Consider the following 19,074-nt stretch of genomic DNA (forward strand, 5'->3'; position numbering starts at 1 on the left):
AGCGGTCCGGGCGATCCGATCCCACTTGCTGTTTACTGATTCGAAATTCAAATAAGAAAGTATTCGGCCAGCCGCTGCCTTTACTTCACGAACGGAAACAGCAGCTTCTGGTTTTCCGGCCACAGCATGTTATTCAAGTCGATGAGCTTCGTATCCGTTGGAATCCGATCCTGCAGCTTCTCTCCCCTGGCAGCCTGGACGGCGGCAGCTACGGCCATGTAGCCGTTGTTAAACGGGTTCTGTACGACCATCGCCTGCACCTTCTCCTCTTGCAAGAGCTCCAGCATTTCCGGCGGATTGTCAAATGCGATCATCTTCACTTTCCCGCCGTAACCGAGCTCGTCGACGGCGCGTCCTGCACCAATCGAGGATTCGGCACTGAGCGACACAATACCGTCCAAATCCGGGAAACGCTCCAGCATATCCGCCGTCAGGTTATAAGCGAGGTTCTCGTCCGAACCGCAATATTGAATATCAACAACCTGGACACCGGGAAACCGGGCGATATAGTCTAGGAATCCTTCCTCGCGTTGGTTTGCATTTCGGGCGCCTTTAACGAAATTCATGATCCCGATTTCACTATCCGGTCCGGTTAGCTCAACCAATCGTTCCGCCGCCTTCTGACCGGCTTCGTAGTTATTGGTGCCAACAAAGGTCTTCACCTTGGTCGAAGCCACTTCCGAATCCATCGATACGACCGGAATGTCGGAATAGGAAGTTCGGTCCGTCACCTGCCCCAGTGCTTCATAATCGGTGGCCGCCAGGATGATGGCATCGGGGCGACGCTTAATCGCTTCCTCCATCAGCCGGATTTGGCCTTCGACGTCGTTTTCGTTCTCCGGTGCGAGGAAATTCAACCGCACGTTATACTCCTTGGCTGCCACCTCCGCTCCCAGCTTCGTGGTCTTCCAATAATCGCCGCGATCCATCTTGACGATCATGTCCACGTCGGTGACCTGCTTATCGTCCCCTCCTCCTCCGGAGCCCCCGCAGGAGGATAGTAAAGTAATCAGCAGCACGGAGGTGAACAGCAAGCCCATCCAATACGCGTTCCTTGGCAATCGCTTCATGGCTCCATCCCGCCTTGTTCCAGACTTTCCGGCCGCACGGCCGGGATCGTAATCGTCACCGTTGTCCCTTCCTCCGGTTCGCTGTCAAAATGAAGACCAAAGTCGGCGCCGTAATACAACGTGATTCGTTCCTGCACGTTACGAACGCCCACTCCCGATCCGTTTTCGCTTCGGATGGCCCCGCTGATCAGCTTTTCGACCGTCTCCGGGGTCATCCCGATACCGTTATCACGGATACGGAAAACGAGGTTATCCCCTTCCAATCGGGCCTCCACGCGAATGAATCCCTCTTCGGCCGACTTTTCGATTCCGTGATGAATCGCGTTCTCGACCAGCGGCTGCAAGATCAGCTTCAAAGTCGAACACTTCAATGCGGCATCATCGGCGCTGATGTCGTAGCGGAATTTGTTCTTGAACCGGATCGTTTGGATGATCAAGTAATGACGTACATGCTCCAACTCGTCCTGAACGCTGATAATATGGTTGCCTTTGCTTAAGCTGATCCGGAAAAACCGTGACAATGACGTAATCGTTGTAACAACTTCTTCATTCCGTCCGAGCTCAGCCAGCCTTGTGACCGAGTTCAATGTGTTGTAGAGGAAATGTGGGTTGATCTGCGACTGCAACACGTCAAGCTCGCTCTTGCGCTTGGCCTCCTGCTCCTGGATGATTTGATCCATCAACTCACGAATCCGGCGCAACATCAGGTTGAACCGCTTAGATAACTGTTCGACTTCATAAGCGCCGCTCACATAGACATTTGTCCCGAAGTCCCCGCGTTCCACCATTTGAACGGAGCGCTCAAGCTTGCGAATCGGCTGTGAGATCCGGGCTGATACATAAATGCTGATGACCAGAATGATCGCGATCACCAGGGGCAAGAACCAGGACAGAAAGTCGCCGACTTCCCTTTTGGTCGTCAAGAATTCATCTGCGTAAGCAACCCCAACGATTTTCCACTCGGCCGGTTTCACCGTCTGGATTGTAATGATTCGCTGCTCCCCATCCGACTCGTCAAAATAACGACCGTAGGCGTAATTCAGCACCGGCTCCAAATTTTCGTATTTCAATCCGGCATAAATCAGCTGTTGCTGCGGGTGATAAACGATGTTCCCCACCGAATCAATGATGTACACGTATCCCTTTTTGCCCAGGCTGATTCGACCGCTAAGCTCGTCAATGGTGCGGAAGTTGATGTCAATAACCAGCACGCCTTGCTTCAGCTTCCCTTGATCCCGATAGGTCACGGTCTTGCTCATCGAGACAACCCAGCGGTACTGCCACTTGAACAGATTCTGAATATGAGGCGGGGTAAACTGCAGTTTCCCGGAATTTTCCATCGCGGATTCGAACCATAACTGCTCCTGCAGCCGGGTATTTTGCCGCATCGGGATGGACGGCATATTGCGCACCAGCTTCCCGTCCTCCGTAAACAACGCCATCGAAACCAGATCTTCGCGCGTACTGAGCACGGTCTCCAGCTGTTCCCCCAATTGATCATTCGTGGGAAGATCGGGAACTACGGCAATTTTTTGCTCTACTAGGTCAAAAATGTCCTGCATTCCGCTGACATACAGCTCCAGGTTGGAATGAACCTGTTCAATGATCTGCTCTAAGCTTAAGTAGGCATTCTCTTCAGCGGCCTGGGAGAAGCGATTGTACAGCAAGGTGCTGACCAGTACAACCGCTAGTACCGTAACGGCTATTGAAGATAATGAAATAAGGACCTGGATGTTGCGGACATGGAATCCTTGAAGCAGTCGTTTGACGGAACGCCACAACCTCATGAGCTTCTTGCTCCGGTGCGGTATTCTTTCGGGGAAATGCCGTATTTCTTACGGAAGCAAAAGCTGAAATAATTCGGATCCGCAAACCCAACGCGCTCGGCGATTTCAAAAGCTTTCAGGTCTGTCGTTGCCAGCAAGTCCTGTGCCGCATCCATGCGAACGCCCATCAGGTAATTCACGAAGGTCGTTTTCGTCTCCTTCTTAAAAATGTTGCTGAAGTATCCGGTACTGATATGGAGGTGTTGGCATACTTTGGCGATGGAGATGTCATTCTCCCCGTAATGCGCCAGGATGTAATCCTTTGCTTCATCTACCAGTTTGTTGTAGCTGGATTGCCGATCGGAGGCGATGGAGTGCTTCAGCTTCATACAGACATCCAGGAACCAGGCCTTCGCTTCATCGGCATGCGAGAACTTGATGAATTGACCTAAGAACCCCGCTCCCTCACCAAATAATTTATCAAGATCCACGTGAATGTCCTTGGCAACCTTAATGACCGAGGTCAACATCTCCAGCAGATATACCTGGAAATCCTGATACGAAGCCTTACTATCCGCTAAAGCCGAGAACAGTTCTTCCAGCAGGTTGGTCAGCTCTTGATCGCTGCCAACTTTCAGGCAACGAACCAACTCCTTCTCCCTCAGCTCGTCCATCGATAACGGTACGTACTGCCGAGATTCCACGTCATCGATCCAGATCACTTTATTTCCGCCCAGAATCACGCGATAATCCAGCGCCTTGACGGCCTCCTCATAGGATCCGGCGAGCTCGCTGAGCTGCTCCCCCACCGAACCGGCGCCAATCGTCACCGTTAGTTTGAGGAATCGCTCCACGCTAAAACGGATTTCTTCCAATAACTGCAGCGCCCGGTCGGCGAGTTGACCCTCCAAGCCAGGTTCCTCTATGCTAAGCACCACAACTTCATCATGATGGATAAATACCCGGTCTCCTGGATGAAGCCGAACGATCTCCTCGGCAATGTTAAACACGGCAAACAACTGCAGTTGCGTGTCGTTCGTATCCTTTAAGGAGACCGACATCTGCCCTTTCCCGGTTTCGCTGCTTCCACTTGATTCTCGGCGAGCCGCCGCAGAATCAATACGAATCACAGAGACTTGATAACGATCGCCGCTCAGATCCAGGTCATAATGCTCGCATTTCTCACGGATTTCTGCTTCCTGCAACCGTCGAGACACTAAAGAAGACAAAAACAGGCTTTGCAGGATCGGCAGATTTTTACGGTAATGCTCCGTCAAGATCTGCACATTTTCCTTCGCGGCCATTTCTTCATCCATTTGCATTTTCACATTGCTTAAAATCTCAGCCAATTCTCCCGCCGAAAACGGTTTCAACACATATTCGTCAATCCCCAGTCGGATGGCTTTCTGAGCATATTCGAACTCCTCGTATCCGGTCAAAATAATGATCTTCGTGGCCGGATACTGTTCGCGAATCCATTCGGAGAGCTGTAGGCCGCTCATAAACGGCATTTGAATATCCGTCACTACTACGTCCGGCGTATGCTTCTCCACCAGTTCGGCCGCTTCCTTGCCGTTCTCTGCCGTCTCCATGACGGTGTAACCGAGACTTTCCCAGTCGATCAGGCTCAGCAAGCCCTCCCGTACGTCCTCTTCGTCATCGGCCAATATCAACTTATACATCGATGGACCATCCTCTTCTATACCCTGATTTCCCCCCGATTTTAACGTATCGGTTCACAAAAGTAAATTGATTATCATTCGGGTCTGGTGGAAGGAACCACGACCTTAGTCCAGTTTGTTTTCCGTCTTCGGTCCGTTTTGGGATTCCCATAAACCAAGTACCATGATATTATCCTAAAGAACTATCATCAACTCTAAATGGTGGTCGAAATGATGAACAATGAGATGAAAATCTATATTCTACTAAGCAATCCGAAGACATTGGTCGCCAAAGCGATCGGATTATATACCCGCGCGCCTTACAACCATGCCTCTGTCGCCTTTGATCCTGAGCTGCGAGAAGTGTATAGCTTCGGGCGCAAACACCCTGTGATTCCAATCTTCGGCGGCTTTGTCAAAGAGGACATTCACTGCGGTGTATTCGAAAAAGCGACTTGCGCTGTGTACAGCTGCAAGGTTAGTGCGGAGAACTACATGCGCATGAGAAATTTCGTAAAAACTTTTGAGGACAACGGCGAACTTTATAAATATAACTTCTTAGGCCTGTTGGGCGTTATCTTAAACATGGAGCTTGGCGGAGAGAACTCTTACTTCTGCTCCCAGTTCGTCAGTCGGGTGTTTCAAGAAGCCGGGGTGAAGCTGCTGGATAAATCCGCTGGATTAACCACCCCGTCCGATCTGTGCGGATGCCCGCAACTCCAACTCGAGTTCCGCGGACGTCTGGAAACCTACCGCGAATTGTATTGTTATTCACGCCGGTCCGCAGTGGCGTATGAGCAAAGCCGTTATTATGCGGCGAATTAACTTTGACTAATCACTGTCGGATATGAGCATGACCCAATAGCGCTATGTTTTCACCTTATTTGGTGGGAATAGCGCTATTTTGATGAATAGAGTGAGTAAATCACCTTATTTGCATCTAGAGCGCTTGTAAAGGCTGTTTTTGCATGAAATAAGACTGAAAATTCACTCTACTCTACTGTTGGTCGTAATTTCTAGGCAGATAGAGTGATTTTGTAACGCTAAGCTTGGAGTCGAGGACTATTCGATAAAAAAAGTTTGGGCGCACCATATTGCTGCAGCCACTGATTCATTTCTTGATTTCTCTGATCAATGTACTTATCCTCTAATCCATGCTGACCCTCCGGGTACACTACAAGCTTTACGGTTTTACCCGCCTTCTCCATTTCATCCGCAAATAATTGAACGGTTTGCCAAATTAAGTTCTGATCGCCAGTACCCTGCAGCAGTAGAACAGGGGCTTGGATTTCAGGAATCCGATCCAGAATCGCATAGTCCCCTTTGGATTCCTCATGACCATTAATATATCTAAATCTTACATAATACGACAGTTCCCTATGCTCCTCTACTATCGCCGGGGAGGTCACGTCCGGATGCTCATCTAACCAGCGTATCGTTGCATCCCAGCCTACAAAAGGACTGATCGCGACAACCGCCTTTACGTCCTGCCGTTCAGAAGCTAATCTTAAAGCCACACCGCCTCCCATGGATGAACCGAGCAGGTAGATCGAATTCGGTTTCGCTCTTCCCGTAGATTTCGCCGCTTTCCGCGTGCCTTGGGGACAGTCAGGTAAGCTAGAACTTTGATATTGTCACTCCTATAAAAAAGCTTATAGATATTGATATTTGGATTTTGACCGGGCAACTCTATTAATTCTTTGGATAAGACTTCTACTTTATTCACCTGTGTCCCTCGAGCATTACATCCGGACATGGCGACAAGGATAAGAATCAATACAAACGCAAACAAAACTCGCAAAACTCCCCTTCTTCTACGTATTTCAAATTTCTTCACTTTTCAGAACCCCACGATTTCCTAAATACAGACAACAGCATCAAAAATGGTTATATCTGTATCTTAACCCACAAAAATAGGATAGGCATAGGCCTATCCTGTAAACGGAACTTCCTCCGGAATGGGTACCTTCTTTTGAGATAAAAGACTATGTAGGACCATCCCACCGATAACCAGAGCCATGCCGAGCATGGACACAGCTGAAGGTCTCGGAACAGGCAATAACAGTAGCTCGCCGATCGTTGCAAAGACGACTTCTCCGGCTTGCGTTGCTTCTACCGCTGCCAGACGATGCGGGGAGCCTTTGGCCATATCCGTAGCGGCAAAAAACAGCACCGTCGCGATCAAGCCGGAACAAACGGCCACCGCCAGCGCTTGGCTGGCCTGACCCGCGCTAGGCGGGCCACTACGCCATAAGGCGATAGCCGCCAGCAGCAACCATAGCGGCAGAGAAGCCAAAGCCATCCCGAGAACGCGCTGGTACGCGTCCAGCCGTCCTTCACAAATCGCCATCATTTTACGATTGCCGAGCGGGTAGGCAAAGGCTGCAATAACCACAGGCAGCGCGCCAAGCAGAAGATCCCGCCCCGATAGGGCGTGAGCCTGACTAAACTGCATAATAAAAACGCCTAGCAGGATGAGGCTGGACAACCCTACCCCTTTCCATTGGATCCGTTCCCGGATCTTGACCGGGCCTGCCGGTGTTATACGAGTTGTACGAAAAGCCGGCGCTACCAACAGGCCGGCCACAATTGTGGTTTGCCATGTGCCGGCGATCAGCCAGCCTGGCTCATATTCAGCAGCAAAGCAAACGGGAACGTACATCACCCCAAAACCGATGAAGCTCCATCCGATCCAGGCCCAGGGACGCCTGCGCATCTCCGCCCACAACGGCCTCCACTTCCCCCGAATCGCAACGACGCCAAGCAACAGCGGAATCATAAACAAGAAACGCAGGGAAGCTGTGTACAACCAGTCTCCCCCGGACCATTTCATCGTCTGATTTAATACAAACGTTGACGAGAAGAACAAAGAAGCCAACAAACCATACAATATCGGGCGCATGGGTTAAGCTAAATAAGCTTCCTTGACCTGCTCGTTGACGAGCAGCAATTCAGCCGCATCTTCCATCAAGATTTCCCCGGTTTGCATCACATAACCGCGGTGAGCGATTTGCAACGCTTGGAAGGCGTTCTGCTCGACGAGCAACACGGTCATTCCCTCCCGATTCAACTGCTGGATGATGTCAAAAATCTGTTCAACGATGATCGGGGCGAGCCCCATCGACGGTTCGTCCAGCAGCAGTATTCTCGGTTGCATCATCAACGCCCGACCGATGGCCAGCATTTGCTGCTCCCCGCCGCTCATCGTTCCGCCCGTTTGCGTCAGCCGTTCCCGCAGCCGCGGAAAATGGTCGAACACCATCTCCATCCGCTGCTTGATCGTCTTCTTGTCTCTCATGGAAAAAGCACCCATCTCCAGGTTTTCCTTCACCGTCAGCCGCGGGAAGATCCGCCGTCCTTCCGGCACATGTGCGATCCCTTCCAAGGCCGCCCGATGCGGCGGTAAGCTTGACATCTCGGTGCCGTGAAAACGGATGGACCCGGTCGTGTTGATCTGTCCGCAAATCGCCTTGAGTGTGGTGGACTTGCCCGCCCCATTCGAGCCAATCAACGAAACGATTTCCCCTTCCTCGACGGTTAGGGTAACCCCTTTTAGCGCTTCGATCGCTCCGTAATACGCGTGTACCCCCTTTAGCTCCAATAAGCTCATGTCACCACCTCAAGACGAACGTTATCGCCTTCCACCGCGCTTTTGCCCAGGTAGGCTTCAATGACCTTTGGATGAGAGCGAATATGGTCCGGCCCGCCTTCGGCAATTTTCGTGCCATAATCCAGGACGAGAATATGTTCGGATAACTCCATCACCAGCTTCATGTCATGCTCGATCAGGATGACCGACATCCCGGTTTCCTCTTGAATCCGCCGTATCAACCCGATCAACTCGGCCGTCTCGCGCGGATTCATCCCGGCAGCCGGTTCGTCCAGCAGCAGCACCTTCGGTTTCGTCGCGAGCGCCCGAGCGATCTCAAGCCGACGCTGAGCGCCGTAAGGCAAGTTCGCTGCCTGTTCGTTTAATAGCTCCTGCAAGCCGACAAACTCCAGCAGGCGGTAAGCCTCCAGGTACACCGATTCCTCTTCGTGCCGAGCGGCAGGCAGCGAGAGTAGTGTACCCACGATCCCTGCCTTCAGATGAATGTGCATGCCTACCATGACATTCTCCAGTACGGTCATACTACCGAATAGGCGGATGTTCTGAAACGTCCGGGCGATTCCCATACTAACGATTTGATGGGGCTTGACTCCAACGATAGACGCTCCGTCCAGTTCAATCACACCTTCGTCCGGGGTATAAATGCCGGTGATCATGTTAAAAAAAGTCGTTTTCCCGGCCCCGTTCGGACCGATCACCGCAGAGATTTTGCCGCGAGGGAATGCAAAGTCAACGCCTCCCACCGCCGTTAATCCGCCGAAGCGTTTCACCAGCTTGCTGACCCTCAGAATCGTCATTGACCTACACCTCCGCTATGTTGTTTCGCCGGCGATGTCACGGATAAGGAGCGTCCCGTACTCAATGTCTTTAACCGTTCGGCATCCACCTTCTTGTTCTTGGCGGTGATCAGACCGTTAGGCCTAAAGATCGCAACGAGCACCAGGATCGCACCGAAAATAAGGCGCTGCATCTTGGACGGCGAGATCGAGTTGGGAATATGAATAATTCCCTGTAACGTCAACTGATTGATCCAATTGGTAAGCTCGGTGAGCACCTGGAGGTTCAGGATCGTCACCAAAGCCGCGCCTAGAATGACGCCAGGCACGCTGCCCATGCCGCCCAGCAGCACCATAACCAGAATCGTGATCGATTCGAGCAGCGTAAAGCTTGTTGGATCGATAAACGTTTGCTTCGCCGCAAAAACGACTCCCATCATGCCGGAAAAAGAAGCGCCAATGGCAAAGGCGGTCAATTTGGTACGGATCAGCGGAATGCCCATGGATTGCGCGGCAATCTCATTCTCCCGGATCGCCTTCCACGCCCTTCCGAGCCGGGAATGCTCCAATCGTTTAACGCTGAAGATCACGATAGCCAAGATGAGAATGACGATAAAATAAAACTGGTTCGGAAACGTAAAGGAGAAACCAAACAAGCTCGGCGGTTGAATCGAAGACAATCCCATCGCCCCGTTTGTAATATTCACGGGTCTATCCAGGTTGTTAAAGATAATCCGGATAATTTCCCCAAATCCCAGCGTGACGATCGCCAGATAGTCGCCCTTGACCCGAAGCACAGGCAACCCGAGCAAGAGCCCAAACAACGCAGCCATAAAGCCGCCGAGTACGATAAAAATCCAGAACGCGCCTCCGGGCAGCGGGAACAGCTGTCCGGAGATAAACTCGTTCGCCTGCGGTGTGGCAAAGATCGCGTACGTATAAGCGCCAACCGCGAAGAACGCAACAAAGCCAAGATCAAGCAGTCCGGCGAATCCGACCACGATGTTAAGCCCTAACGCCATGGCGATATATATGCCACACTGTGTAGCCACCTCCATATAGGATTGATGGGCCGGGCCGCCGGAGGTAGCAAACGGAATCACCACTACCAACAGCACCGCGCCGATCCCCCATTTGATCGAGGTTCGGAAGGTCGTCAAATACAGCAGCAGCAAGGATCCGAGTAAGAGCAGAAAGGCAACGACTGACTTATCCGAGAAATACACACTGGCCGCCGTGAACAGAACAAACAATGTCAATAACAAGGCTTGGGCGGGTTGGCTTCGCCCCAGCCAGAGCTTCAGATGATTCATGGAGATCACCTACACTTTCTCTTTCACGGCTTTGCCGAACAATCCTTCCGGCTTGAAAATCAACACCGCGATCAGGATCAGAAAAGCGACAACGTCTTTATACTCCCCACCCAGCGCGCCGCCTGTCATCACCGACAAGTTGGCTGACGAGAACATTTCCAGCACGCCAATGAACAACCCGCCAAACATGGCGCCCCGAATATTGCCGATGCCGCCGAGAACCGCGGCGGTGAATGCTTTCATCCCCAGGATAAACCCGATATACGGATCGATGGTTCCATACTGCTGGGCGAACAGGACACCGGTCCCTCCGCCCAACGCCGATCCGATAAAGAAAGTGAGCGCGATCACCTTGTTTACATTTATCGACATCAGCGACGCCGTCTCCCGGTCCTGGGCTACGGCCCGCATGGCGGTACCCCATTTCGTGCGATTCACAAAGAAATCAAGCCCCATCATAAGAACGACCGCCACTGCCACAACGATGATCGTATTCGTCTTCAAAAACGCGTCATCAAACCCGCTCCATAAGGAAGAAACACCTAGTTTCAAGTTATCGCCATACAGCGAGATACCGGTGACAATAAAATTACCTGTTCGAATATCCGCGATAAATCGGACGATATCCTGCAACAGGAAGGACACCCCGATCGCCGAGATCAATGAGATGAGCTTCGGAGCCCGGCGGAGCGGCCGATAGGCCACCCGCTCGATTCCGATCCCGAGCATCCCGGTTGCCAGCATCGCCGTCGCCAGGATGAGGAAGTAAGCAAGCCCGGCGGGCAACCCGTTCAACCACCCTGCCGAGTTCATCGTCAACAAGGCTGCGGTACCCACAAACGCGCCGGTCATAAAGATTTCTCCGTGTGCAAAATTAATGAATTCGAGGATACCGTATACCATCGTATAACCAATCGCCACCACCGCGTAGACAGCACCCAAGGTTAATCCGTCCACCAAAACCTGGGGGAGTGTTTGCAGGATCATATCCATAAGTCCTAACCCCTTCTACGTTATTGCCGAAACGCATCATTCCTTCGGCTGTTCAATTTCCGATACCATCGTGCCAGGGTAGGTGGGTGACTCGAATTTATAGATGAAGACCTTGGCGAACTCGTTGTCGCCTTTGTCGTCGAAGCTGACTTTGGTCGCAATGCCCTCGAAGTCCGTCGTAGCCCGAACAGCGTCGCGGACCTGCTCGCGAGTCGGCAGTTTGCCGCCGTTGTCTTCGATCGCTTTTTTCACCGCGTTTAAGATGACATTCATCGAATCATAGGCATATGCCGAATAATTCTCGACGGATTTACCGAACTTCTCCTGATATTGGTCCGCCCATTCCTTGTTGGACTTGGTTACATCCGTAGACACGGAACTGTAAGCAACTTCCGTCAGCTTGTCGCCGGCGATATCCACCATTCCCGAGGAATCCAGCGCATCCCCGCCCATGATCGGCACCGTGATGCCTTTCTCGCGAGCCTGTTTGACGATCAGTCCCGCCTCTGCATACATCCCGCCAAAGAAGATAAAGTCCGGCTTCTTGCTAAGCACCTGGTTCAGCACGCCGTTAAAGTCCTTTTCACCAACGGTGATCCCTTCATACCCGGCGATGGTTGCCCCCAACTCTTCGGCTGCGCTGCGGAAAGCGTCGGCCAGCCCTTGTCCGTAAGCCGTTTTGTCTTGAATCACGAAAATATTTTTGGCTCCTACCGTTTTCACCGCATATTCGGCACCCGCCGGCCCCTGGAAGTCATCACGGGCAACAATACGGTTGGCCGCCTTCAATTTCCGATCGGTGAAGTCAGTAGCCGTGCTGGCCGGGGAGACCATCGGAATCCCGTACTTCTCGTACACCACCGAGCTCGGAATCGATACCCCGGAATTCAAATGCCCAAGAACCGCTAATACCGCTTGATCGGCGCCGATCAATTCGGAGTTCGCGACACCTTTCTTCGAATCTCCCTGGTCGTCATACGGTACGAATTGCAGGTCAAACCCAAGTTCCTTGAATTCCGCTTGTCGCTCCTCTAGAGCCATCTGCCCCCCAAGCTTGATCGATTCTCCTTGAATGGCCGATCCCCCGGATAAGGGGGATTGCGAAGCAATCTTGATCACTTCGGTTTTGCCCCCGGGATCAGCAGTATTTCCCTCCGCAGGTTTGGCTTCGTTTCCAGATGAACTGCATGCCGAGAGCAACCCGATCATCAGACAAGCGCCGGCAAGAATAGCAAAGCTTTTTTTCCCCTTCATACACATCCTCCTAATATGATTCTTTTCTAGGGCTAAACCCCGATCCGCGTCACCTATATGTCATATAATCCAACAATTAAAAGCAGATACCTCTGTTAAATGTTAGTATTCATGACATTTGTGAATAAGATTAATTCATCAACTACGCCAAACTACGTTTTCCTACTCAACTCATCAAAATGAATGTTATTTTATTTTACATATCCCTTTCACTCCCCATCGTCGAACACAAAAAAGCCCCACCCTCTAAAGGGCGGAGCCAAATTCACGAATCGTGATAAAAGATCAATTTAGATTTGATTTACGGGCTTATTCATCCGGTAGCCGGTGCAGCTGAAGCCGCAATGCTCATAGAATGCTTTAGCGGACTGATGATTCTCGCGGGCGGTGGAAAGAACCAAATCCGTGCTGCCACGTTCGCTCGCCCACTTCTCCGCCTCCAGGATCAGCCTTCTTCCGATCCCTGTACCGCGGTGTTTCTCTTCAACGACTAAAGCGGTAATTCGGGTGACTGGTTTACTCATATCATGCGTCTGATGCTGCTGGAGAAAAGCCGTTCCAACGACCACACCGTCAAGTTCAGCAACCAGATTGCCCAGCAGGAACTGGCCTTCCAGCATCGCTAAACGTTCTTTCAACACGCTTGTCGTCATCGGATAACGCAACTGACGCATTAAAGGAAGCATGTGTTGAACATCGTCGCAACAACCGTTGCGAATGACCAAAGCCGGAGCTAACGCCTCAATACTCAATTGGACCAAACCACCTTCAATAAATTTGCCGATTCATAATCCTATTCTATTTTCCGGCTTTATGCCTAAGATTGCAATAGTTCTAATTAAAAATGCACCTATTTTTCGATAAAAAGTTACAAATACCGAAATTGGGCTTCCACTAAGCCGTAATAGATTCCTTTTTGTTCCATCAGCTCCCGGTGCGTGCCTGTTTCTTTGATCTCGCCATGGTCCAAGACGATGATTTTATCGGCACTGCGAATGGTAGAGAGTCGGTGGGCGACGATAAACGATGTTCTCCCCTTGAGCAGCACCTTTAAGGCTTCCTGGATCTTCAGTTCCGTCTCCGTATCAATGCTCGCGGTCGCTTCGTCGAGGATCAGAATTCGCGGATTCGCCAGCAGTGCACGGGCAAATGACAATAGCTGACGTTGCCCCATCGAGAGTACGTTGCCGCGTTCCTCTACCTCTGTATTATAGGCGGCTGGCAGCTTCATGATAAAATCATGGGCGTCCACCGCTCTGGCTGCAGCCTCCACTTCCTCGTCCGTCGCGTCCAAGCGACCGAACCGGATGTTATCCCGAATCGTTCCTGAGAAAATAAACGTATCCTGCAGCACTACTCCAATTTGGCTGCGGAGGCTCTGGACGGTGACCTCACGGATGTCCTGACCGTCAATCACCACCGAACCGCGGCTTGGGTCGTAGAATCGGCTGAGCAGGTTGATGATTGTGCTTTTTCCCGAACCCGTATGACCGACAAGCGCGATCGACTGTCCGGGACGTACATCCAAGTCGATGCCTTTCAGGGCCGGGCGCCCTTTCTCATATTCAAACACAACCTGATTAAAGCGAATTCCGCCTGTAATCGCCGGGATCGGCTTCGCCCCTAGCTTATCCGCGATATTCGGCTCCTCGTCGATAAATTCGAAGATCCGTTCGGAGGAGGCCATCGCCACCAGCAACTGGTTATACATTTGTCCGAGGCGATTGATCGGGTCCCAGAAATTACCCACATAGTTGCTGAATGCCACCAGCAGACCAATCGTCAGTTCTCCGGTCTGGATCAGGTAAACGCCCAACACAAACAGCACAAACGTGCCAATGCCACCGGTGATTTCAATTAAAGGACCAAACCCCTGGTTCATGGCCGACGCTTTATCCCAAGACTTCTTACTGCTCAGGTTCATCGAATCGAAATAACGCATGTTCTCCCGTTCCTGGGTGTAGGCTTGGGTGACGCGAATGCCTTGAATCGATTCGTTCAAATGTGAGTTGATCCGCGAGTTTTTCATGCGGACTTCCTGCCAGGCGATCCGGATTTTTTGCCGCAGTTTGGTGGAGATCAGGAACATAATCGGTACCGTGATCATCACCGCAAGTCCCAGCTTCCAATTGATCAGCAATAAAATCACGACGATCCCGGCCAGTTGCACGCAGTCGATCATCAGGTTGACAACCCCGTTGGTGAACAGCTCCTGCAACGAATTGACATCATTGGTGACCCGCACCAGCACGGAGCCGGCCGGACGTTTGTCGAAGAAGTTAAAGGACAGCTTCTGGATATGCTTAAATAAATCAGCGCGCAGGTCATAAATGACCTTCTGTCCAATAATGTTCGTGTATTTAATGCGATATACGCCAGAGGCCCACTGGATCAGATACAACACGAGGACCGCGGCAGTAATACCATACAGCAGCGTTAAGCTGGTCTGGCCGTTCTCGGGTACGATCGCCCGGTCAATGGCCAAGCTTGTCAAATAAGGCACAGCCAGCTTCGTCACCGTACCCAGCACCGTCATCAGGATGATCAAGGGCAACATCTGTTTCGCGTACGGGATCATGTAGGCAAAGAGCCGGCGGAATTGCCGCCAATCAAAGGCCTTATCAATCACTTCGTCGTCTTGGTAGACAAACCTCTCTTCGATTTTGCCACGGACACTTTCCTTACTAGACTTAGGCTTTCGTTCGGTTGCCATTTGGGTATTCACGCATTCCCCTCCCCTTCACGCCGGCCCGCTCCGTCCAGATGGTCCGCGTATTGGATTCGGTACACGTCCCGGTACGGACCGGGAACATCAATCAGTTCCTCGTGTTTCCCGCGTTGCACAACCCGTCCTTCGTTCAAGACCAGAATCTCGTCCGCATGCCGCAGCGATGAAATCCGGTGAGCGATGATAAACGTTGTTCGCCCTCGCATCACTTCTTGAAAGCCGGATTGGATCTCCTGCTCGGTCTCCATGTCCACCGCGCTGGTGGCATCGTCCAAAATGAGGATTTTCGGATTTTTGAGCAGAGCACGGGCGATAGCGATACGTTGTTTCTGCCCGCCAGACAATCCGAGCCCCCGTTCACCCACCACGGTATCGTATCCGTCCGGCAACTCCATGATAAAATCATGCGCCTTGGCCAATTGAGCAGCGCGAATGATTTGCTCCATAGATACGTTGTTCATGCCGTAAGCGATATTCCCCTTAATGGTCGATGAGAATAAAAAAGTCTCTTGGAACACGGTGGCGATCTGGCTTCGCAAACTGCGTACGCTGATCTCCCGGATGTCCTTGCCGTCCAGGCGGATATGGCCTTTGTTCACGTCATAGGCGCGCATTAACAGCTGGATCACCGTTGATTTCCCGGATCCGGTGCCACCGAGAAAACCGATAACAGAACCAGGTGAGGAATGGAAATCAATGTCGACCACCGCCGGCATTTTATTGCCGTATGCGAACGTAACCTGTTCAAACCGGACATCGCCGTGTACCTCCTCCGGATCAAGCTCCACCGCTGCCTCTTTATCCTTGACATCGATCGGTTGATTCAATATTTCAAGCACCCGTTCCCCGGACGCCTTCGATTGCGTATAGTTGTTAATATGGAACCCCAGGCCCCACATCGGGCCGATGATAAACCAGATCAAACTAAAGAAAGCGACCAAATCGCCTAGCGTTAGCTGCTCCTTGATCACCAAGGTGCCGCCGGCCGCCAGTAGCACCGCTACGCTGATCGAAGCCAGCAGCTCCATCACCGGAAAGAACTTGCTCCATAAGGTAGCCGCAAAGATTTGGTTATCCTTATATCGCTCGTTACGGTGCGAGAACTTCTCCACCTCATGCGGCTCCCGAGCAAACGATTTGACGGTGCGTACGCCGGTGACGTTCTCCTGTACCGCGGTCGTCAAGGAACTGAGCGCCTGGCGCATTTCCTGGAACGCCGGATGAATTTTCGATTCAAATTTCAGCGCCACACCGGCCAGAAATGGAATTGTGATCATCGTGAGCAGAGTCAGCTGCCAGTGAATGGACAACATCACCGCTGAACCGAACGTCACCATTAGGATGAGATTCAACAGCTGGGCGAAGCCAAACCCGACGAAGTTGCGGATCGCTTCCAAATCCCCCGTTAATCGGGACATTAAATCCCCGGTCTTCGCTGTGTCGTAATAACGGAACGAGAGAAACTGCAACTTTTCGTAGCAGGCGTTACGCAACCGATAAGCGAGATAATTCCCCAATCTTCCGCCGAAAAATCCGTGCAGGAACTGCAGCAGCGCCTTGACAGCCACAACAGAAACCGCCATGGCGGCAATCCATACCACTTCCCCATAATTCCCCGGCCGAATCACATCGTCGATCAGCTTGCGCAGCAGCATCGGGTAAACTAAGCCAAGCCCGGTCGCAGCCGCCAAACATAAAATCGACAATACCAAGTAATTCAACCTTGCCTGATAATATCCCCGAAGTTGCCTGAGAACCTCCATGTCTCTCCTCCTACATCCGTTTGTTGGAATAAACTGAACAACCGTCATAAACCAACGATTCCGGGCGTCATGGATGAAATAGCAGAGGGAGCTGTCTGAACGCCGCGAAACCTGTCATAGCCTGGAAGCATGCGCTTTCATGGCCTTAGCTCCTTGCAGTGTATCATCCGAACTTTTCCGCGGCAAAGCGAAGAAAAGCCTAATATCCCTTAAATTCGGAATATTAGGCCTTGATCTCGAGTTAAACCGGCTTATTAATCATAAAAAGCTTCCATTTCCTCCACATCCCGCCCGATTTGAACGAGGATGCTCTTCCAATGCGACAGCTCCTCCGGCGTGGTTTTGGAGCCTTGAATGCTTTGCTCCCATTCCGCCCACAGTCCGCGGAACGTTTCGGCGGTTTGTTCCTTCCGAATGGCGATTTCACGTTCGTAGTGCTCCCGGAAATTCGCTTCCATCCCCTCCACGATCTCCTTCAGCTTGGCAAGAAGCGGTTCTTCGAGCCTCGCCCGCAGCTGCAAGCGCCCGCCGCCTTCAAAAAACACCTTCGGATTTTTGAAGGAAGGCCAATACGTTTCCGGCTCCAGCGTTCCGCCGTCCAACAAACCTTCGGGAATCACTGGCGTATTCCAGTTCGACTCGCTCTTTGAGTAGCTAAGCGGCATATCCAGTGTCGTCTCATGCCGGCGACACCATGCTTCCGCCTCGCGACGAAGCAACGCCTCTGCTTTGCGTTCCAGGCGCAGGGTTGTCGCGAGCAGTTCGCGCTCCAATTCGCCTGAAATTTGGTCCAGCCAACCGCGCATGGCGACGGTGAAATTGCGTTTGAGCGGACCGTTATGCTCCTGCAACAGCGAAGGGTGGAAGAATTCGGCGAACAGCTCCAGCGCCTGTAACCTCACCCGTTGCACGACATGGAATAACAGCTCGGCGTTCTCCTGCTCCCATTCCCTGCCGATATCGACCCGGACAAACTCGGCAACCGCCTGCTCGAAGGCGTCCCGGCGTCCGCGCAGAGCGGTGAGCCGCTGTTCGGCGTTTTCTGTATTTTGCCCGGCGGCTTCCGTCCATTTGAATAACCGTTCGTGCATCTGCTTCATCATTGCGGCAGCGGAGGATACGGCCAAATTCCCCAGATCCTGTTCCAGGAAAGCGGAGAACCTCTGACGGAAGAGAGAGAACCCCGGATCGTCCGCGGCGTTCTCCCGGCCTGCGGCCATGGCTTGCATACTGGATACGGCAAACACGTTGGGTTGTTGAATCCCCGCCGTGCGAAGGCCATCCCGTACATGCTCCACAACGGCGGTTAGCTCTTCCTCGGAGGCTGCAAGATCGGCGGCGTTGACGACGAAGAACATTTTATCCAGGGCAAAGCTGCCTTTCATCCGCCCCAATTGACTTAACAGCTGCTTGTCGGCACGTGAGAACGCGTGATTGTAGTAGGTCACGAAGATGATCGCATCGGAATCCTTCATATATTGGAACGTGACCCCCGTATGACGGGCATGGATTGAATCCGCCCCCGGGGTGTCCACCAACACAATTCCTTGTTCGGTTAACGAACAACTATAATAAAAATCTATTTCGGCTACGAAGCAGGCTTTCGTCTCATTTGCGGCATAGCTGCGGAACAACTCCGCCTCCACGACCTCCACCTGACCGAGTCGCTCTGCTGACTCCGCCCATCCGGCGGCCGCCGCTTGGAGGAAGCTGTAGTGAGAGCGACCGGCCGCCGGAATATCTTCTGGTTTCAAGCGCCGAACCGCTTCCAGCCAGGACGCTTCCGACCAAGCTCCCAAGCCGAGAGCTTGGAAGGAATGGGCCAGGTCTTCGCGGATCGCCTCGGCGCTCTTGAATTTGACGGCGGCCGTGTTATGGCGCTGCCCGCTGGCTGGCGCCATCACACGGATGATCGCCGCGGTGGTCGGATGCGGCGATACGGGCAACACGGCTTCGCCCAGCAAAGCGCTGGCGAAGGATGATTTCCCGGCGCTGAACGCCCCGAACAGCGCCACAGTGAAGACGCCGCCGCGCAGCTCGGCGGCTCGCCGGGTCAGCTCCCGCACCCCGGTGCCGAAGGCCGGGTGGGGAGCCAGCCGCTCCGCCGCGGCCGTCAGCCGCGCGGCGGCGGCAAGCGCGC

The 19,074-nt window shown here is 52.4% G+C and carries 14 protein-coding genes and 1 pseudogene; 1 reads left to right on the plus strand and 14 read right to left on the minus strand.

The window, feature by feature from the left end:
* Positions 1-80: 80 nt before the first annotated feature.
* Genes M0651_RS07295 through M0651_RS07305 form a run of 3 tightly spaced genes read right to left on the minus strand, consistent with a single transcriptional unit; the run spans position 81 to position 4,518 of the window.
* Complete coding sequence (locus M0651_RS07295; protein WP_248551182.1) at positions 81-1,070, minus strand: substrate-binding domain-containing protein; 990 nt, start codon at positions 1,068-1,070, stop codon at positions 81-83.
* Positions 1,067-2,857: a sensor histidine kinase gene (locus M0651_RS07300; RefSeq protein ID WP_248551183.1), complete on the minus strand. Its 1,791-nt coding sequence runs from the start codon at positions 2,855-2,857 to the stop codon at positions 1,067-1,069. Before M0651_RS07300 ends, M0651_RS07295 begins: the two co-directional genes overlap by 4 nt.
* Positions 2,854-4,518: a response regulator gene (locus M0651_RS07305; protein WP_248551184.1), complete on the minus strand. Its 1,665-nt coding sequence runs from the start codon at positions 4,516-4,518 to the stop codon at positions 2,854-2,856. The genes M0651_RS07300 and M0651_RS07305 overlap by 4 nt, the downstream gene beginning before the upstream one ends.
* Positions 4,519-4,731: 213 nt before the next feature.
* Between M0651_RS07305 and M0651_RS07310 the strand changes: the two genes are divergently transcribed.
* The gene (locus M0651_RS07310; RefSeq protein WP_248551185.1) at positions 4,732-5,322 is read left to right on the plus strand and encodes a C40 family peptidase; all 591 of its coding nucleotides are present in this window, start codon (positions 4,732-4,734) and stop codon (positions 5,320-5,322) included.
* Between the two features lie 218 nt (positions 5,323-5,540).
* Here the strand turns inward: M0651_RS07310 and M0651_RS07315 are convergent.
* The 11 genes and pseudogenes from M0651_RS07315 to M0651_RS07365 all read right to left on the minus strand — a co-directional run.
* Positions 5,541-6,110: pseudogene (locus M0651_RS07315) on the minus strand (alpha/beta hydrolase family protein); the annotation flags it as partial.
* 317 nt (positions 6,111-6,427) lie between these two features.
* Positions 6,428-7,399, minus strand: a complete 972-nt coding sequence (locus tag M0651_RS07320) for a DMT family transporter (RefSeq protein WP_248551186.1) — start codon at positions 7,397-7,399, stop codon at positions 6,428-6,430.
* Between the two features lie 3 nt (positions 7,400-7,402).
* Positions 7,403-8,107 carry an ABC transporter ATP-binding protein gene (locus M0651_RS07325; RefSeq protein ID WP_248551187.1) on the minus strand — a complete coding sequence of 235 codons (705 nt, stop codon included), beginning with the start codon at positions 8,105-8,107 and terminating at the stop codon, positions 7,403-7,405.
* Positions 8,104-8,904 (minus strand): ABC transporter ATP-binding protein, encoded by an 801-nt coding sequence (locus M0651_RS07330; RefSeq protein WP_248551188.1) that lies wholly within the window; start codon positions 8,902-8,904, stop codon positions 8,104-8,106. Before M0651_RS07330 ends, M0651_RS07325 begins: the two co-directional genes overlap by 4 nt.
* On the minus strand, positions 8,901-10,196 hold the full coding sequence (locus tag M0651_RS07335) for a branched-chain amino acid ABC transporter permease (protein ID WP_248551189.1): 1,296 nt from the start codon (positions 10,194-10,196) through the stop codon (positions 8,901-8,903). The genes M0651_RS07330 and M0651_RS07335 overlap by 4 nt, the downstream gene beginning before the upstream one ends.
* 9 nt (positions 10,197-10,205) lie before the next feature.
* Positions 10,206-11,189, minus strand: coding sequence for a branched-chain amino acid ABC transporter permease (locus M0651_RS07340; protein WP_248551190.1), 984 nt, complete (start codon positions 11,187-11,189; stop codon positions 10,206-10,208).
* A 36-nt stretch (positions 11,190-11,225) separates the two neighbouring features.
* A complete protein-coding gene (locus M0651_RS07345) occupies positions 11,226-12,443 on the minus strand; it encodes a branched-chain amino acid ABC transporter substrate-binding protein (RefSeq protein ID WP_248551191.1) in 1,218 nt (405 codons plus the stop codon).
* A gap of 290 nt (positions 12,444-12,733) precedes the next feature.
* The gene (locus tag M0651_RS07350) at positions 12,734-13,195 is read right to left on the minus strand and encodes a GNAT family N-acetyltransferase (RefSeq protein WP_248551192.1); all 462 of its coding nucleotides are present in this window, start codon (positions 13,193-13,195) and stop codon (positions 12,734-12,736) included.
* 116 nt (positions 13,196-13,311) lie between these two features.
* Positions 13,312-15,156 carry an ABC transporter ATP-binding protein gene (locus M0651_RS07355; RefSeq protein WP_248551207.1) on the minus strand — a complete coding sequence of 615 codons (1,845 nt, stop codon included), beginning with the start codon at positions 15,154-15,156 and terminating at the stop codon, positions 13,312-13,314.
* A gap of 8 nt (positions 15,157-15,164) precedes the next feature.
* Positions 15,165-16,934: an ABC transporter ATP-binding protein gene (locus M0651_RS07360; protein WP_248551193.1), complete on the minus strand. Its 1,770-nt coding sequence runs from the start codon at positions 16,932-16,934 to the stop codon at positions 15,165-15,167.
* A gap of 254 nt (positions 16,935-17,188) precedes the next feature.
* A partial coding sequence (locus M0651_RS07365; protein ID WP_248551194.1) for a dynamin family protein occupies positions 17,189-19,074 on the minus strand: 1,886 nt, incomplete at its 5' end.

It is taken from the genome of Paenibacillus mellifer, assembly GCF_023195895.1.
Lineage (GTDB): Bacteria > Bacillota > Bacilli > Paenibacillales > Paenibacillaceae > Fontibacillus > Fontibacillus mellifer.

Excerpts from the sequence above, each read along its gene's own strand:
- M0651_RS07335 (WP_248551189.1), bottom strand. The coding sequence starts at position 10,196 with ATGAATCATCTGAAGCTCTGGCTGGGGCGAAGCCAACCCGCCCAAGCC.
- M0651_RS07360 (WP_248551193.1), bottom strand. The coding sequence starts at position 16,934 with ATGGAGGTTCTCAGGCAACTTCGGGGATATTATCAGGCAAGGTTGAAT.
- M0651_RS07320 (WP_248551186.1), bottom strand. The coding sequence starts at position 7,399 with ATGCGCCCGATATTGTATGGTTTGTTGGCTTCTTTGTTCTTCTCGTCA.
- M0651_RS07355 (WP_248551207.1), bottom strand. The coding sequence starts at position 15,156 with ATGGCAACCGAACGAAAGCCTAAGTCTAGTAAGGAAAGTGTCCGTGGC.
- M0651_RS07330 (WP_248551188.1), bottom strand. The coding sequence starts at position 8,904 with ATGACGATTCTGAGGGTCAGCAAGCTGGTGAAACGCTTCGGCGGATTA.
- M0651_RS07300 (WP_248551183.1), bottom strand. The coding sequence starts at position 2,857 with ATGAGGTTGTGGCGTTCCGTCAAACGACTGCTTCAAGGATTCCATGTC.
- M0651_RS07305 (WP_248551184.1), bottom strand. The coding sequence starts at position 4,518 with ATGTATAAGTTGATATTGGCCGATGACGAAGAGGACGTACGGGAGGGC.
- M0651_RS07325 (WP_248551187.1), bottom strand. The coding sequence starts at position 8,107 with ATGAGCTTATTGGAGCTAAAGGGGGTACACGCGTATTACGGAGCGATC.
- M0651_RS07345 (WP_248551191.1), bottom strand. The coding sequence starts at position 12,443 with ATGAAGGGGAAAAAAAGCTTTGCTATTCTTGCCGGCGCTTGTCTGATG.
- M0651_RS07310 (WP_248551185.1), top strand. The coding sequence starts at position 4,732 with ATGAACAATGAGATGAAAATCTATATTCTACTAAGCAATCCGAAGACA.
- M0651_RS07340 (WP_248551190.1), bottom strand. The coding sequence starts at position 11,189 with ATGGATATGATCCTGCAAACACTCCCCCAGGTTTTGGTGGACGGATTA.
- M0651_RS07295 (WP_248551182.1), bottom strand. The coding sequence starts at position 1,070 with ATGAAGCGATTGCCAAGGAACGCGTATTGGATGGGCTTGCTGTTCACC.